15 protein-coding genes and 1 pseudogene are annotated in these 15,653 nt (G+C 70.4%); 6 read left to right on the top strand and 10 right to left on the bottom strand.

Annotated elements, in window-relative coordinates:
* Window positions 1-129 precede the first annotated feature (129 nt).
* Window positions 130-1,248 carry a hypothetical protein gene (locus tag R4Z62_RS26095; RefSeq protein ID WP_491521033.1) on the top strand — a complete coding sequence of 373 codons (1,119 nt, stop codon included), beginning with the start codon at window positions 130-132 and terminating at the stop codon, window positions 1,246-1,248.
* A 63-nt stretch (window positions 1,249-1,311) separates the two neighbouring features.
* Here the strand turns inward: R4Z62_RS26095 and R4Z62_RS26090 are convergent, their stop codons facing one another.
* Entirely contained in the window at window positions 1,312-1,905 is a 594-nt protein-coding gene (locus R4Z62_RS26090; protein WP_491521032.1) for an SMI1/KNR4 family protein, read from the bottom strand.
* 405 nt (window positions 1,906-2,310) lie between these two features.
* Between R4Z62_RS26090 and R4Z62_RS26085 the strand changes: the two are divergent.
* Window positions 2,311-2,484: pseudogene (locus R4Z62_RS26085) on the top strand (hypothetical protein); the annotation flags it as partial.
* A 638-nt stretch (window positions 2,485-3,122) separates the two neighbouring features.
* Here the strand turns inward: R4Z62_RS26085 and dmpG are convergent.
* Genes dmpG through R4Z62_RS26070 form a run of 3 tightly spaced genes read right to left on the bottom strand, consistent with a single transcriptional unit; the run spans window position 3,123 to window position 6,024 of the window.
* Entirely contained in the window at window positions 3,123-4,199 is a 1,077-nt protein-coding gene (gene dmpG / locus R4Z62_RS26080) for a 4-hydroxy-2-oxovalerate aldolase (protein ID WP_491521031.1), read from the bottom strand.
* On the bottom strand, window positions 4,196-5,167 hold the full coding sequence (locus R4Z62_RS26075) for an acetaldehyde dehydrogenase (acetylating) (protein WP_491521030.1): 972 nt from the start codon (window positions 5,165-5,167) through the stop codon (window positions 4,196-4,198). Before R4Z62_RS26075 ends, dmpG begins: the two co-directional genes overlap by 4 nt.
* A complete protein-coding gene (locus R4Z62_RS26070) occupies window positions 5,164-6,024 on the bottom strand; it encodes a 2-keto-4-pentenoate hydratase (RefSeq protein WP_491521029.1) in 861 nt (286 codons plus the stop codon). Before R4Z62_RS26070 ends, R4Z62_RS26075 begins: the two co-directional genes overlap by 4 nt.
* Before the next feature lie 135 nt (window positions 6,025-6,159).
* Between R4Z62_RS26070 and R4Z62_RS26065 the strand changes: the two genes are divergently transcribed.
* Both R4Z62_RS26065 and R4Z62_RS26060 read left to right on the top strand, forming a co-directional pair.
* Complete coding sequence (locus tag R4Z62_RS26065; RefSeq protein ID WP_385488831.1) at window positions 6,160-6,906, top strand: IclR family transcriptional regulator; 747 nt, start codon at window positions 6,160-6,162, stop codon at window positions 6,904-6,906.
* A gap of 9 nt (window positions 6,907-6,915) precedes the next feature.
* Window positions 6,916-7,905 carry a LysR substrate-binding domain-containing protein gene (locus R4Z62_RS26060; protein ID WP_064535721.1) on the top strand — a complete coding sequence of 330 codons (990 nt, stop codon included), beginning with the start codon at window positions 6,916-6,918 and terminating at the stop codon, window positions 7,903-7,905.
* Window positions 7,906-7,984: 79 nt separating this feature from the next.
* Here R4Z62_RS26060 and R4Z62_RS26055 read toward each other — a convergent pair whose 3' ends face one another.
* From R4Z62_RS26055 to R4Z62_RS26035, 5 genes are read right to left on the bottom strand one after another with little or no spacing between them, the layout of a single operon-like run.
* A complete protein-coding gene (locus tag R4Z62_RS26055; protein ID WP_064535720.1) occupies window positions 7,985-8,977 on the bottom strand; it encodes an amidohydrolase family protein in 993 nt (330 codons plus the stop codon).
* Window positions 8,978-8,980: 3 nt separating this feature from the next.
* Window positions 8,981-9,502, bottom strand: coding sequence for a 3-hydroxyanthranilate 3,4-dioxygenase (locus tag R4Z62_RS26050; RefSeq protein ID WP_064535719.1), 522 nt, complete (start codon window positions 9,500-9,502; stop codon window positions 8,981-8,983).
* The gene (locus R4Z62_RS26045) at window positions 9,499-9,948 is read right to left on the bottom strand and encodes a RidA family protein (RefSeq protein ID WP_064535718.1); all 450 of its coding nucleotides are present in this window, start codon (window positions 9,946-9,948) and stop codon (window positions 9,499-9,501) included. Before R4Z62_RS26045 ends, R4Z62_RS26050 begins: the two co-directional genes overlap by 4 nt.
* Window positions 9,948-10,712 carry a 2-keto-4-pentenoate hydratase gene (locus tag R4Z62_RS26040; protein ID WP_355481741.1) on the bottom strand — a complete coding sequence of 255 codons (765 nt, stop codon included), beginning with the start codon at window positions 10,710-10,712 and terminating at the stop codon, window positions 9,948-9,950. Before R4Z62_RS26040 ends, R4Z62_RS26045 begins: the two co-directional genes overlap by 1 nt.
* 41 nt (window positions 10,713-10,753) lie before the next feature.
* Window positions 10,754-12,223, bottom strand: coding sequence for a 2-hydroxymuconic semialdehyde dehydrogenase (locus R4Z62_RS26035; RefSeq protein ID WP_064535716.1), 1,470 nt, complete (start codon window positions 12,221-12,223; stop codon window positions 10,754-10,756).
* A 267-nt stretch (window positions 12,224-12,490) separates the two neighbouring features.
* Here R4Z62_RS26035 and R4Z62_RS26030 point away from each other — a divergent pair, with 267 nt between their 5' ends.
* Window positions 12,491-13,813 (top strand): MFS transporter, encoded by a 1,323-nt coding sequence (locus R4Z62_RS26030; RefSeq protein ID WP_491521028.1) that lies wholly within the window; start codon window positions 12,491-12,493, stop codon window positions 13,811-13,813.
* Window positions 13,810-15,033, top strand: a complete 1,224-nt coding sequence (locus R4Z62_RS26025) for a carboxylesterase family protein (protein WP_491521027.1) — start codon at window positions 13,810-13,812, stop codon at window positions 15,031-15,033. Before R4Z62_RS26030 ends, R4Z62_RS26025 begins: the two co-directional genes overlap by 4 nt.
* Window positions 15,034-15,219: 186 nt before the next feature.
* Here R4Z62_RS26025 and R4Z62_RS26020 read toward each other — a convergent pair whose 3' ends face one another.
* On the bottom strand, window positions 15,220-15,615 hold the full coding sequence (locus tag R4Z62_RS26020) for a Rid family hydrolase (protein WP_382844597.1): 396 nt from the start codon (window positions 15,613-15,615) through the stop codon (window positions 15,220-15,222).
* Window positions 15,616-15,653 lie beyond the last annotated feature (38 nt).

Raw genomic sequence — 15,653 nt, 5'->3', positions numbered from 1 at the left:
AAGAAGCCCGAGAAGGGCAGCAAGTCTTCCCTCGCGCCCGCAGCTCTTCCCGGACGGCAGTACGACCTGCTGACCTGGTGCCAGGATCAGGCCGACAACGGGGTCTACATGACCCGTACGGATGCCTGCATGCGCGACCTCGGGGAGGGCACCCTCATCTTCGTGGACACCGACCCGAAGAAGCCCGCTCTCGGTATCGCCACCTTCGATTTCGAACAGCGTATCAAGGCGTACCCGACCAAGAGCGAAAGCGGCAGCGACTTCGCCGAATTCGATCAGCAGATGATCGTCATCCCGAAGTTCATCGACCCGAAGCTCCAGATCGTGCGCATGAAGTGGGAGATCGGCAGCAGTTGCAAGAGCTGCGTGACCACCCGGCCGGTGTGGAAGGACGAGTACGGCCAGACCGACGCGGACCTGTGGTTCACCCCCGCTCCCACGGACATGGGGCACCCGGTCTACGGCACCTCGCAGACCCGCTGGACGGGCACGGGCAAGGAGACCATCGACCTGAGCTGGAAGGTGACCGCCACCGTGGACGCGGGCGGTAACCCCGCCACCGCAGACTTCGGCGGCACAGGCATCGACTCCGTCCGTGAGCTGGCCCCGCGCTGCGACGACTACAACATGGGAGTCGCCCCCGGCTGTGTGCTGCCCTACTTCAAGCTGAAGTGGACTGTCGACACCAACAAGTACCCGGCGGCCGGCGGCTACTACTGGCTGATGCAGGAGCGCATGAAAGACCACGCCGGGGCCCAGCGCTGGGACTCACTGCTGAGCTACCTCGGCCCGGACACGATGGTCAAGAACGCCCAGGGAAAGACCTGGACGTCCGACGACAGCCGCTACCAGATCTGCGGGAAGAAGTGGAACCCGCACAAGGTCCCGGCTGCGGTGGGCGCCACGGACTGTGACGAGTACGCGATGGCCTCGACCCAACAGTCCGGAGGCTTCCCCAAGTCGCTGAACAAGGTCACGGACGGCTCGGAGTGCGGCGCGGTCTACACCGATGTCGTCTCCAGCAAGTTCGGTTTGCTCTCCGACGTCGGCCAGGACCCGTACACGCTGAACTACAGCGAAAAATGCGGCCGTGGGTCGATCTCCTCGGATCAGAACCGCAACGCGTTCAAGGGCTTCCCAGCTCCCGCGTGGCGGATGCTCGACGGGGACGAGTTCTTCGTGGACACCCCCGGCTTCAACCACTGCGCACGCGGCATCGTGACCTGTGACTGGAAGAAGATCAGCTGACCAAAGCCACACGAAAACCCCTCTCCGTACACACGCGGAGAGAGGCTTTCCCTTTTCTCGCGCTCAGGCCGGCTGCCAGCTCTCGTCTTCACCCACGAAGGAACGCCACGCCAGGGCACCTTCGACCGTTCCAGGCCGATCGGGAGCCATGTCGGGGTACTCCAGATAATCGGCGAGCTTTTCCAGGTAGGTGACCACAGAGTCCTGCTCGTCGTCACCGGGGGGTTGGTGGGCGAATTTCGTCCAGTTCCACAGCAGGCCGGTCTTTGTGTTGAGGTAGGCGCCGGAGACGGTGTCATGACAGTTGGGGGAGAAAACGGGAATCCATGCGGAATTCCAGACGATGTCCGCGTATTCCTCATCGACTTGTCCCCGCATTTTGCTGCGGTATACCTCTGCGGCCTCGTCCAGGCCGATGAGCATCGCGTTGCCGAGAAAAAGCCCGTAGCCCCCCGCGCTTCCCCCTGAGACCAGACCCCACAGCGTGCGCAGCTCTACGGGGACAGCGATTCCCAGGGCGGCCTCTGCGGCGTCGATCTCCTCCTGGGTGCCCCCAGACCCCAGGGCGGCGTGTGTGGCGGGGGCGTGATGCTCCAGCCAGGCTTCGATCCGGCGCCAGGAGTCGGTGATCTGCCGTATGACGATGTCATCACTCATGCCGGCGAGGGTAGCGCGCCACGCGTCTGGCTCCTCGCCGGCCTCGGGCCAAGAATTCGCAGGGTCCACAAACTTCCCCTGTCCGCCCTGCACAGCACCCCGAAGATCCCCGACTCGCCCAGCGGCCCCCAAAGGCTCCACGCAGCCCGCCAGTCCCGCTTCCCGTTCCGCTCCGTGAGGCAGCACTCCTGGGTACACCGCCGAATCCGCTCCTGCATGTCCGCGGCTTCGTGAAGGGATACGCCTTCAGTCCTCCCGAGGGTGCGACTGTGTATGACGTCTCAGCGCATGACGTCTCAGCGCCACATCTGGCTGATGCCAGGGGGCCGAGTAGAATCGAATGACGGCTTTCAGGGCAGCGGCAATTCGGCTTGGATATTTCACTAAGGAAAGTTAATGAAATAAATGCGGCCGTTTTCGCAGGTCGGCACCAGCACCAAGGGCCGGATGCACTTCATGGTCTCCATCGAGAGCTTCACCGCCGAGGTGATGTGCCGCTTCCTGGACCGGCTCGCCGGTCACTTCGACGATGTCGAGCTGCACTTTCTGCCGTCGTACTCGCCCGAGCTCAACCGTGACGAGTTGGTCAACGCCGACCTCAAGCACAGTCTGCCCGCACAGCACAGGGCCCGGAACCAGGCCGGACTCGCCGCCGAGACCCGCCGCTTCTTCCACAGACGCCAGCGGCAACCGCACCTCGTCCGCGACTACTTCGGCGGCCCCACCGTCCGCTACGTCCTGGACGAGAACCCCATGAGTTTCCAAGATCCGGACCATACCCGGACCAGACGTCCACAGCCTGTGGCGATCGGAGCTGTTTCCGCTGGTCGCACCGCATCTGAGCCGTGTACCACCAGCAGAGCGTCATTTCAGCGTCAAGATATCGCCCGTAACGCCCACATCGCACATCATGCGCACGCACAATACCGCAGGTCAGGAGCCCTTCGCCGCCGGTTCGAGGATCGCCACACACTCCACATGGTGCGTCATCGGAAACACGTCACGCCGAGACTCATCGAAGAGGGCGCAGGTCAGGGGTGCTCTCGACGCTCCGGACTGGGCGCGAGGCATCGGAGCGTCATACGAGCGTCAAGACTGTCGGGGCCATGCGGCAGATGAGGGTCGAACGCGTGCGCTGCTCACTCATGGCCTCGTCGTCGGTGTGATCACCCGAGCCACGGACCTCCCCCCGGTCTCCGCCGGCCGTACCCGGTCGGTCAGGTCGTCCCGATGGCGTGGGTGGCCAGGTCGAGGGCGATGTCGGTGATCATGTCCTCCTGGCCGCCCACCATGCCCCGACGGCCCGCCTCCACCAGGATGGTGCGGGTGTCCAGGCCATGGCGGGCGGCAGCCGCCTCGGCGTGCCTGAGGAAGCTGGAGTAGACACCGGCGTACCCGAGGGTGAGGGTCTCCCGGTCGACGCGCACCTCGCGGTCCTGGAGCGGGCGGACCAGGTCGTCGGCGGCGTCCATGAGCGCGAACAGGTCGCAGCCGTGCTTCCACCCCATGAGGTCGGCGACCGCGACGAACGCCTCCAGCGGGCAGTTTCCGGCACCGGCGCCCTGGCCGGCGAGGGAGGCGTCGACGCGGGTGACACCGTTCTCGACGGCGACGACGGAGTTGGCGACCCCGAGGCCGAGGTTGTGGTGGGCGTGGACGCCGAGGCCGGTGGCCGGGTCCAGGACATCGCGGTAGGCGCGCAGGCGGTCGCGCACGCCGTCCATGGTCAGTCGGCCTCCGGAGTCTGTGACGTAGACGCACTGGGCGCCGTAGGACTCCATCAGCTTGGCCTGGCGGGCCAGTTCGGCGGGCTCGACCATGTGGGACATCATCAGGAACCCGGCGACGTCCATGCCCATGTCCCGCGCGGCGGCGATGTGCTGGGCCGAGATGTCGGCCTCGGTGCAGTGGGTGGCCACCCGCACCGAGCGGATACCGAGGGCGTGTGCCTGACGCAGGTCGTGCAGCGTGCCGATGCCGGGGAGCAGGAGGGTGGTCGGCACGGCCCGGCGGGAGGCGTCCGTGACCGCCTCGATCCACTCCCAGTCGGTGTGGGCGCCGATGCCGTAGTTGATGCTGGAGCCGGCCAGTCCGTCGCCGTGGGCGATCTCGACGGCCGTGACGCCGGCCGCGTCCAGGGCACCCGCGATGGTGCGGGCCTGTTCCACGGTGTAGCGGTGGCGTACGGCGTGCATGCCGTCGCGCAGGGTGACGTCCTGGACGTACAGGGCGGGTGGCGCGGTGTCCCCGGACGCTCCAGGCGTGCGCGCGTCGTCGGTGTTCGGTGTGGTCATCGTGCGGCCCCTTCGGTGGAGCGGTGTGCGGCCATGCGCTCGGCGGTGCGCAGTGCTGCCGAGGTCATGATGTCGAGGTTGCCCGCGTAGGCGGGCAGGTAGTGGGCGGCGCCCTCGACCTCCAGGAAGACGGAGACGCGCAGGGCGTCCCCGGTGGTGCCGGCGGGCAGCAGCCCGCGCAGCGGGTCGTCCGTGCTCACCCGCTCGAACTGCACCTTCTGCTTGAGCCGGTAGCCGGGCACGTACGCCTGGACCCGGCCCACCATCTCCTCCACGGAGGCGGTGATCCGCTCGGTGTCGCAGTCGGACACCAGGCAGTGCACGGTGTCACGCATGATCAGCGGGGGTTCCGCGGGGTTGAGGACGATGATCGCCTTGCCCCGTGCCGCGCCGCCGACCTGTTCGATGGCGGACGCGGTGGTCGCGGTGAACTCGTCGATGTTCGCGCGGGTTCCAGGGCCCGCGGAGCGCGAGGCGATGGAGGCGACGATCTCGCCGTAGTGCACGGGGGTCACCGCGGCGACGGCGGCGACCATCGGGATGGTGGCCTGGCCCCCACAGGTCACCATGTTGACGTCGGGGGCGTCGAGGTGGGCGTCGCCGTTGACCGGGGGGACCACGTAGGGGCCGAGGGCGGCGGGGGTGAGGTCGACGAGGGTGCGGCCGAGCGGGCCGAGGACGTCCGCGTGGTGGCGGTGCGCACCCGCCGAGGTGGCGTCGAAGACGATCTCCACGCCGGCGAACTCGTCCATGGCCACCAGGCCCTCGACGCCCTCGTGCGTGGTGGCCACCTTCAGGCGGCGGGCACGGGCCAGGCCGTCGGAGGCCGGGTCGATACCGGCGACGGCGGCCACTTCCAGGCTGCCGGAGAGCCGCAGGACCTTGATCATGAGGTCGGTGCCGATGTTTCCCGATCCGATGACGGCCACCTTGGTGCGTGTCCCGGCGGCGCTGCTCTCGCTGCTCATCGGCTCTCTCCTTCTGTCACTGCGGCACGTGCGGTGTCCTCGGGGGCGAACTCGACCTGTACGGAGCCCAGTCCGCCGATGTCCGTCCGGAACCGGGCTCCCGGTGCCGCCGGGGCCATCGGACCCAGCGCGCCGGTCAGTACGACGTCTCCGGCCCGGAGCGGGTCGTTCACTGCGGCGAGGGCCGAGGCCAGCCAGACGGCCGCTTCGAGCGGGCTGCCGAGGCAGTCGGCACCGGTCCCGCGGGACACCTCCTCGCCGTCGCGCGTCATGGTCATCGCCAGCGCGGGCAGGTCGAGGCGGCCGAGGGGGACGGGGGTGCGGCCGAGGACGTACAGGCCACTGGAGGCGTTGTCGGCGACGGTGTCGACGATGGAGATGTCCCAACCCGCCACCCTGCTGTCGACGATCTCCAGGGCGGGCAGCACGTACTCGATGGCCCGCAGCACTCCGGCGCCGGTGCAGTCCGACGCCGGCAGGTCCGCGCCGAGGACGAAGGCGACCTCGGCCTCCACCTTCGGCTGCAACAGCAGTCCGGTCGGCACCCGGCCCCCGTCACGGATCTGCATGTCCGCGAAGAGCGCCCCGAAGTCCGGCTGGTCGACCCCGAGTTGCCGCTGCACGGCCGGGGAGGTCAGGCCGATCTTCCGGCCGGTGAGCCGACGGCCCGCGGCGAGGGCGCGTCGCACGTTGAGCCGCTGGACCTCGTAGGCGGCGTCGACGTCGCCCTCGGCGAACAGCGCGCGCACCGGGGCGCAGGGCAGTCCGGTACGGGCGGCCTCGGCGAGCGTGTCGGCGGCGCGGACCACGCGCGGGTCGGCACCGTCCGGCCGGACTCGCTCGGGCGGGGAAGTCATGTGAAGCCTCCAGGATGAAGATGACCGGTCGTCCCGCTGGGCCCCGGGCGGGCCTCGGTGACGAGTCCGGTATAGACAGCGGAGCACAGGGCAGGCAAAGTTCGTTCCGTGACACGGAACAATGACTCCGGCAACATGCTCGACAAAGCCGCACAGATCCTCGAATGCCTCGACCCCACCGTCGAGTCGTACCGCCTGTCGGAACTCACGCAGAGGACCGGTCTGCCGAAGCCGACGGTGCACCGGCTGGCCGCGGACCTGGTGCGGCTCGGCTGGCTGGAACGCTCGGGGGCGCGTTACCGGCTGGGGGCCAAGCTCTTCGAACTCGGTTCCCGGGTACCGCGCAGACGCGATCTCCGGGAGGCGGCCCTGCCGTTCCTCCAGGACTTGTTCGAGGCGACCCGGGAGACCGTCCACCTCGGCGTCCGGGAGGGCCGGGAGGTCGTCTACCTCGAACGCATCCACGGCCACGACGCGCTGCGGCTGCCGTCCCGCATCGGTGGCAGTCTGCCGCTGAGCTGCACCGCCGTGGGCAAGGCGCTGCTGGCCTTCTCCGGCACCGAACTGACCGACGAGGTCCTGGCCGGGCCGCTGCCCAGCCTCACCGCCCACTCCCTCACCGACCCCGCACGGCTGCGCGCGGCCCTGGAGAAGACCCAGGTGGCCGGCCTCGCCTACGAAGAGGAGGAAGCCGCCGAGGGGGTGAGCTGCATCGCCGCGCCCGTCTTCGCTGACGGGGCGGCCGTGGCCGCGCTGTCGGTAGCGGTGCCGCGGGAGCGGTTCAGCGCCGCCCGACTCGCCCCGGCGGTGCGCACGGCGTCCCTGGGGCTGTCGCGAACGCTGCGCGGTGGGCGGACGGAGGGAGGACTCCGGTTCGGTTAGTGTCGGGCTGTGGAGACACCCCGCCTGTTCGACGGCCGCCTCAAGCTGCGTCACCTGCTTCTCGTGGACGCGCTCTCCCGGCAGGGTTCGGTGGTGGGCGCGGCGGCCGAGCTTCACGTGACCCAGCCCGCCGCGACCCGGAGCCTGCACGAGGTGGAGGAGATCCTCGGCGTGCGGCTCTTCGAGCGCGGTCCCCGAGGAGTCAGCGCCACGGTCTTCGGCGAGGCGTTCACCCGGCACGCTCGGGCCGTCCTCGCGCAGCTCACACAGGCGGGCCGGCACGTCGTCGAGCTGGCGGCGGCCGACCGGGGCACCGTCGTCGTCGGCACCCACCTGGCCGGCTCGAACATCCTGCTGCCGCGTGCGGTGGCCGCACTGAAGCGGGACCATCCCTTCCTCACGGTGGTGGTGCACGAGGCGTCTCCCGAGGAGTTGCTGCTGGGTCTGGAGGCCGGGCGGATCGACCTGGTCGTGGGCCGGCTGACCGCTCCGTCGGGCGAGGGCCTGGTCCGGCGCCCGCTGTACGACGAGTTCGTCGGGCTGGTGGTGCGGGCCGGGCACCCGCTGACCGGACAGCCGGGCGCCGGGCTCCACGACACGCTCGGCTTCCCGTGGATCCTTCCCGGACCGCAGACCGCGCTCCGCCGCGAGGTGGAGGAGCTCTTCACCCGCCGCGGACTCGAACTGCCGCGCAACCGGGTCGAGGCGACGTCCTTCCTGACCGTGCGCCAACTCCTGCTGGAAACCGACGTGGTGGCCGTACTGCCCGGCTCGATCGTGTGGGACGACGGCCGTCTGGCGCGGCTGCCCGTGCCGCTGGAGCAGGTCGGCCACCGGGTCGGTCTGACCCTGCCCGCGGAGCGCACCCTCAGCCCGTCGGCCCGCGCGCTGATCCAGAGCTTGGAGGAGACCGCCGACGCGATGCGGGAGAGCCCGAGCGACGACGACGGCGGCCGGGGAGACGGCGGTGCCCTCCGCAGCGTCGTCGACACCGGCTGAGCGCACCGGTCCCCGCACCCGCGTGGAGCGGGCCGGGGAGCCGGGAGCCGGGAGCCGGGAGCCGGGGACGCGGCAGAGATCAGAAGCCCAGATAGCGTTCCGCGTTGCCACGGGTGATCTTGTGCCGGGCCTGCTCGGTGAGGAAGCCGCTCTTGCGCACGACCTCGCCCACCGGCCGCTCCCCCAGCGGGTAGGGGTAGTCGCTGCCCACCATGACGCTGTCCTCCCCCAGGGTGTCCACGAGCAGCCGCAGCGCACGGTCGTCGAAGACCACCGAGTCCACGGAGAAGCGGCCCACGTAGTGCGAGGGCGGGTACTCGGAGGTGCCGACGACGTCGTTGCGGGCGTGCCAGGCGTTCTCCATGCGGCCCAGCCAGAAGGCGAACGAACCGCCACCATGGGCGAAGCAGATCCTCAGACGCTCGTCGATCCGGTCGAAGACACCGCCGAGGACCAGCGCCAGGATCGACAGGTGTGTCTCGGCCGGCATGGCCGTCAGCCACCGTGCCATCCACCGGTCCAGGCGGGGCGAGCTGTCCATGTCCCACGGGTGGACGAAGACCGGTACGTCGAGGGCAGCGCAGTGCTGGAGGAAGGTCACGACGCCTTCGCTGTCCAGGTCCTGGTCGCCGACGTGGTTGCCGATCTCGACGCCCCGGTGGCCGGCGGCGACCGCCCGTTCCAGTTCGCGGCAGGCGGCGTCCGGGTCCTGGAGCGGTACCTGGCAGAACGGGATCAGCCGGTCGGCCGCGGGGGCGGTGATCTCCAGGGCCAGGTCGTTGAAGATCCGCGCGATCCTCGCAGCCTCGGCACCGCTGCGGCCGTAGTGGAAGAAGGCCGGTGTCGGGGAGACCACCTGGGCACGCACACCGTCCGCGTCCATGTCGCGCAACCGGACCTCCGCGTCCCAGCAGTCGGACCGGATCCGCCGGAACTCGGCGGACCCCGTCATGATGACGGCCTCCTTCTGCGTCTCGACCCTCAGCCAGGGGGCGTCGGGCCCGCCGAGGCCCCTCAGGTCGGGCCAGCCCCTCGGCACGTAGTGGGTGTGGACGTCGATCAGCTCTGCCATCGGTCAGCCCTTTCCGGGGTGGAGGGTCCCGCAGGCGGAGCAGGTGCGGGCCTTCTCGTCGCCGTAGAACCGCTCGAAGACCGGCGGCAGGTCGGCCACAATGTCGGTGACCTGGAGCTCCACCTCGTACACGCGCGCGGAGCAGGACGGGCAGAACCAGAGGAACTTCTCCAGCGTGCCCTCCTCGCGGACCCGCTCGATGACCAGGCCGATGGAGTCCGGGTCGGGGCGCTGCGGGGAGTGCGGCACGTTGCCGGGCAGCAGCCACGCCTCACCCTGCCTGATGTGTACGGTCCGGGGGCCGTCCTCGGTCATGAGGTTGACGTGCATGTCCCCCTTGACCTGGTAGAACCACTCCTCGTACGGGTCGAGGTGGAAGTCGGTGCGCTGGTTGGGGCCGCCGACGATCTGCACGATGAAGTCGTTGCCGAGCGACATGGTCCGGTTGTTCACCGGGGGCTTCAGCAGATGTGCGTGGTCGTCGATCCAGCCCTGGAAGTCGATGACCTCGGGGATGTCGGTCATGGTGTCTCCTCCGCGGTGTCGCCGGCCGTACGGGCCACCGGCAGGTGGGCCACGGCCTGGATCTCGATGAGCAGGTGCGGGTGGGGCAGTTGGTGTACGGCCACAGTGGTCCTGGCCGGCCCCGTCTCGTCGAAGTACTGGCCGTAGACCTCGTTGTAGCCGCCGAAGTCGTTCATGCTGACCAGGTACGCGGTTACCTGGACGACTTCGGCGAGCGAACCGCCGGCGTCGGCGAGGATGTCACCGATGTTGTCGAGGACCGCGCGGGTCTGCGCCCGGATGTCGAGGTCGGTCGTGCCCATCTCGTCGGTCGCGACGCCCACGAAGGAGTTGTCGGGGCGGCGGGAGCTGGTGCCGGAGACGAAGACGAGGTCACCGGCGCGGCGGAAGTGCGGGAAGCGCCCGCGCGGCTTCGCCCTCCCGGGGATGACACGTGCCGTGTCCATCACACGCTCCTCACGCTGACGCGGCCGAGTCCGGCGACCTCGCAGGTCGTGACGCCGGGAGTCAGTGCGACCGCCGCGGTCGCCGCGCCCGCGAGCACGGTGTCGCCGGCGCGCAGCGGGACGTCGCGGCGGCGGGCCATGTCGAGCAGCGCGCGCAGCGCGTTGACCGGCGCCCCGAGGATGGCCGCGGTGGTGCCCTCGGCCCGGTTCTCGCCGTGGGTGAGGTGCACGGCGAGGTCGGAGACGTCCCGCACGGGGAGCCAGGGGCCGACCGCGTAGCCTGCCGCGGAGGTGTTGTCCGCGACCACGTCCTCGTAGGTGAAGCGGAAGTCCCGGTAGCGGGAGTCGATGATCTCCAGGGCGGGGGCCACGGCGTCCACGCAGTCAGCGAGGTCGGCGTCGGGGTCGTGCGGGTCGACGTCCCGGCCGAGCCGGAAGGCGACCTCCGGCTCCACCTTCGGGTGGATGAACCGGGCCAGCTCCACCTCTGCGCCGTCGACCACGCGCATGGCGTCGGTCAGCCTGCCGACGATGATCTCCGAGACGCCCATCTGGGCCATCTTCGCCTCGCTGGTGAAGCCCAGCTTGACGCCGGTGGGGCGTTCGCCGCGGGCGGTGCGCCGGGCGAGGAGCGCGGCCTGGACCGCGTAGGCGTCGTCGACGGTCAGGGTGTGGGTGTCGGCGAGGCTCGGTGTGTCGGACACCGACGTCTGGGCGTCGTCGAGGACGGCGGCCAGGGCTCCGACCGTCTCCTGGGTGATCATCGATCGTCTCCTTCGGCTTCGGGGTGGGGTCACGGTGTCCGTCACAACTGCACGCACACGTTGGTCGGTTCGGTGTAGAAGTGCAGCGACGAGGCGCCTCCCTCGCGGCCGAGGCCGGAGAGGCCGACGCCGCCGAAGGGCGAGCGCAGGTCCCGCAGGAACCAGGTGTTGACCCAGGCCATCCCCACGTTCATCGCCTGCGCCACCCGGTGGCCGCGCCTGAGGTCCCGGGTCCACACCGAGGCGGCGAGGCCGTACTCCGTGTCGTTGGCCAGGGCGACGGCCTCCTCCTCCGTGTCGAAGGGGATCAGCGCGGCGACCGGGCCGAAGACCTCCTCACGCACCGGCCGGTCGGCGTTGGTCAGGCCGGTCCACAGGGTCGGCTCGATCCAGGAGCCGCCGTCGAGTTCCGCGCCGAGGTCGGGAGTGCCCCCACCGGTGAGCACCTCGGCGCCCGCCTCCTGGGCGAGCCGCATGTAGCCACGCACCTTCTCGCGGTGGCCCTGGGAGATGAGCGGGCCCGTGGTGGTCGCGCCGTCCCGCGGGTCGCCCAGGCGCAGGGAGCGGGCCCGCTCCACGAGCCCGTCGGCGATGTCGGCGAAGACCTCCCTCTGGACGTAGACCCGCTCGGTGCACAGGCACACCTGGCCGGTGTTGGCGAACACCGACCGGGTCAGCCCGTCCAGGGTCTCGTCGAGGTCCGCGTCGGCGAAGACGAGCGCGGCGTTCTTGCCGCCCAGTTCGAAAGAGACGGGACGCACCCGCGGCGCGACCGTCTTCATGACATGCGCTCCGGTAGCCGACGAACCGGTGAAGGTGACGCCGTCGATCCCCGGGTGCGAGGTGACGTACTCACCGGCCGAGCCCCCGCCGAAACCGTGCACGACGTTGTAGGCACCGGCTGGCAGTCCCGCCTCGGCGAGCACCTCGGCCAGCAGGGTGGCGGTGCCCGGGGTCTCCTCGCTCGGCTTGACGACGACGGTGTTGCCGCAGGCCAGCGCCGGGGCGATCTTCCAGGTGAGCAGCAGCAGCGGCAGGTTCCAGGGGACGATGACGGCGACCACGCCGAGCGGCTTGCGCACCGCGTAGTTGAGGGCCTGGCGGCCACCGGGCAGGTCGGTCAGGAAGGACTCCTGGCCGGCGGCGGCGACCACGTCGGCGAACGTGCGGAAGTTGGCCACGGCTCGGGCCACGTCGAGGTCGCGGGCGAGAGCGAGGGGCTTGCCGGTGTCGGCGGACTCGGCGGCGACGAACTCCTCGAACCGGGCCTCGATCAGGTCCGCCGCCCGGCGCAGCACGTCGGTGCGCTCCCGGACGGGTGTCGCCGACCAGGGGGTCAGCGCCCTGCGGGCCGCCGAGACCGCCCGGTCCACAAGGGGCGCGTCGGCCTCGTGGACCCGGCCGTGCACCTGGCCGGTGGCCGGGTCGATCGCGTCGAAGCATCGGTCGGTGGGGTCGACGAAACGCCCGTCGACGAAGTTGCGGATCCACCGCGGAGTCTGTGCCGTCATGGCCCCACACTGGAACTGGCGGGCCATGCCTGACAAATGAAGAATTCGCCGCGCCCCATCACAGGATGGGTATAACTCTCGTCTTCCGTCCACGCGCACACCCGTGCGCCGCCGGGGCGGTGCCCCGCCGGACGGCTCCCCCGGGCAGCTATACCCGGATTGCAATACTGGCAGGCCAAAACGGCATTTGTGACCTCTGCGGGGAGGACACAGGATCCCTCGACAACGGGCGTCCACCCGTCCCTCCCCCAGCGAACGAGGTATCCCATGAGCGACGACGCGAGGCGTCGGGGCGCGAGCAGGACAGCGCTGGCCACCCTTCTGGGCACCACCCTGGAGTGGTACGACTTCTTCCTCTACGGCACGGCAGCCGCTCTCGTCTTCGACAAGCAGTTCTTCCCGTCCTTGAGCCCCGCCGCGGGGACGCTCGCCGCCTTCGGCACCCTCGCCGTGGGTTTCGTGGTCCGGCCACTCGGCGGGCTGGTCTTCGGCCACTTCGGCGACCGTCTCGGCCGCCGCTCGACCCTGGTGGTGTCCCTGCTCCTGATGGGGGTGGGCTCCACCCTCATCGGGCTCGTGCCCAGCTACGACACCATCGGCCTGTGGGCCCCGGTGCTGCTGGTCCTGCTGCGCGTGGTCCAGGGAATCGGGCTCGGCGGCGAGGGCGCCGGTGCGACCCTGATGTCGATGGAGCACGCTCCCGAGGGACGTCGCAATCTCTACGCGGGCTTTCCTCAGATGGGCACTCCGGCCGGCCTGGTGCTGGCGAACGTGGTCTTCCTGGTCACCCAGTCCCTGGCCGGGGACGGCACGTTCACCGACTGGGCGTGGCGTGTTCCGTTCCTGCTGAGCATCGTCCTGGTCGGGGTCGGTCTCGTGGTCCGGCTAAGGGTCACCGAGTCGCCGTCCTTCGAACAGACCAAGGAGCAGCACGAGGTCGTCCGTTTCCCGCTGGCCGCCGCGCTGCGGACCGGTCGGGTCCGCCTGCTCGTCACCCTGCTGGCCGTGGTCGCGAACTCGGCGGTCGCCTACGTCTTCATGGTCTTCACCCTGTCCTACGGCACCGACCACCTCGGTTACGACCAGCGGTTCCTGGTCCTCGGGGTCAGCGGGGCGGCCGTGCTGTGGGGCGTGTCCATCCCCGTGTGGACCCGGATCGCCGACCGCAGCGGCCGGCGCACACTCTTCATCGGCGGCTCCGTGGCCGTCCTTGTCTGGTGCGCGGTGTTCTTCCCGCTGCTGGACACCGGTGACACCGCCATGGCGCTGCTGGCGCTCGCCGGGATGGGCCTGATCATCGCGCCCACCCACTGTGTGCAGGGCGCCATCATCGCCGACACCTTCCCGGTGCGGGTGCGGTACTCCGGCACGTCGCTCATCCTCCAGGCCGGTGCCGTGCTCGGTGGTGGCCTGGCGCCCGTGATCTCCAGCGCACTCCTCGACTCGGTCGGCTCCTCGACGGGCGTGACGTGGTATCTGGTGGGTGTCTGCGCCCTGAGCCTGGCCGGCGCGGTGGCGCTCTTCCGCGTCGCCCCGGTAGCGCCGGCCGAGCCGTCACCGTCGCCCTCCGAACTGGCAGGTAAGGCATGATCGACCGCCCCGTCTTCCGCAGCGGCCCCCTGCGGTACGCCACCGCCGAGCGCTTCGCCCGGCCCCGCCCCCCGGTTTCCGGGGCCCCCGCCGGGCCGGTCGGCACCGTCTGCCCACAGCCTCCGTCCCGTCTGGACGCGGTGATGGGCCCGCCCCTCGACCGGCGGCCGCAGAGCGAGGACTGCCTCCAGCTGGCGGTCACCGCTCCGCGGGGCGGCCCGGCACCCGGCTCGCCGGGCCTGCCGGTGCTCGTCTGGTTCCACGGCGGCGGCTTCAGCAGCGGCGCCGGCATCCGCGACTGGTACGACGGCGGCGCCCTCGCAGCGGAGCAGGACGTGGTCGTCGTCAGCGCCGGCTACCGGCTGGGCGCCCTCGGTTACCTCCTCCTCGACGGCGTCAGCGAGGGGAACCTCGGGCTGTGGGACCAACTGGAGGCGCTGCGCTGGGTGCGTGAGCACATAGCCCGCTTCGGCGGCGACCCCGGGAACATCACTCTCTTCGGCCAGTCGGCCGGCGCGCTGTCCATCCGGCTGCTGATGGACGTGCCCGAGGCGAGCGGCCTGTTCCGCCGGGCGATCCTGCAGAGCGCCCCACTGGCCATCGCCACCCGGCCGGTGGACGAGGCACGGGACCTCGGCCGCTTCTTCGCCGCCCGCCTCGGCACCGACCCACGGACCGCCGCCCCCGAGCGGCTGCTGGCCGCACAGGCCCTGACCGCCGCCGAGCAGCAGCGCCGTACGGGGAACTCCCTGGCTCCCGCCTTCGGACCGGTCAGCGGCACCGGACCACTGCCCGCCGAGGCCGGGCCGCTCGACTCCCGCAACGGCGCCGTGGACGTCCTGTACGGATGGAATGCCGACGACATGTCCGCCTTCCCCGAAGGCCCGGACGACTCCGGGAGCGTCGCCGAGCGCACCCGGCGCGTGTTCGAGAGGCCGCTCACAGCGCTGCGCGGCGAACTGGAGCGGGCCGGTGCCCGCGCGTACGGCTACCGCCTGGACTGGCGCCCGCACAACTCACCCTTCGGTGCCACCCACTGCGTCGAGCTCCCCCTGCTCCTCGGCTCGGCCGGGGCCTGGCGGAGCGCGCCGATGCTGGGCGACGCCGACTGGGCGGAGGTGGACGCGATCGGCCGCCGGGTGCGTACCACCTGGGCCGCCTTCGCCCGCGACGGAAGTCCAGGCCCGATGTCGGCACCACTGACCGCTCTCACCGGCTGAGGATCGGGCGTCACCCTGTCACCGAGACTACTGCGGCACGTCCGCTGCCCCCGGTCGGCGACGTCTCCTACGGCCTGAACCGCCTCGCGGGACACCGCAGTGCGACGCCCGCACGGCGCAGGGCACCTCTGCCGCGGGGACTCGGCTCGTGCTTCCGCGGCCCTCCACGGACGGAGGCCGCCGGTCTCAGCGCACCGCAACGGCCTCGATCTCGATGAGCATGTCCGGGTCGGACAGGGCACTGACCTCCGCCAGCAGGCTGGCGGGCCGGCAGCGCACGGCCGCGAGTCCGTCCATGAGCACGTCGTAGTGGGCCTTGCACGAGGCGAGGTCGGTGGTGACGATCCGGATCTGCACGACGTCCGCCATCGACATGCCGCCCTCCTCCACGGTCTCCCCGAGTCGCCGCAGCGTGAGCCTCATCTGACCCGCCATGTCACCCCGGTGCGTGATGGCGCCGTCGTCGTCCCGCGCTTCGTGCCCGGACACGAACAGCCAGCTGCGCGGCTCGTCGACCCGCACGGCCCGGTTGTACATCAGCTTCCCGCCCACCGTCCTCGGGCCGAACTCCTCGGTACTCATCTGCCTGCCTCCCGCCATGGACCGAAACGTCAATGTAC

The organism is Streptomyces sp. PL-25 (assembly GCF_058344915.1).
This window is presented reverse-complemented; position numbering and strand designations above follow the sequence as displayed.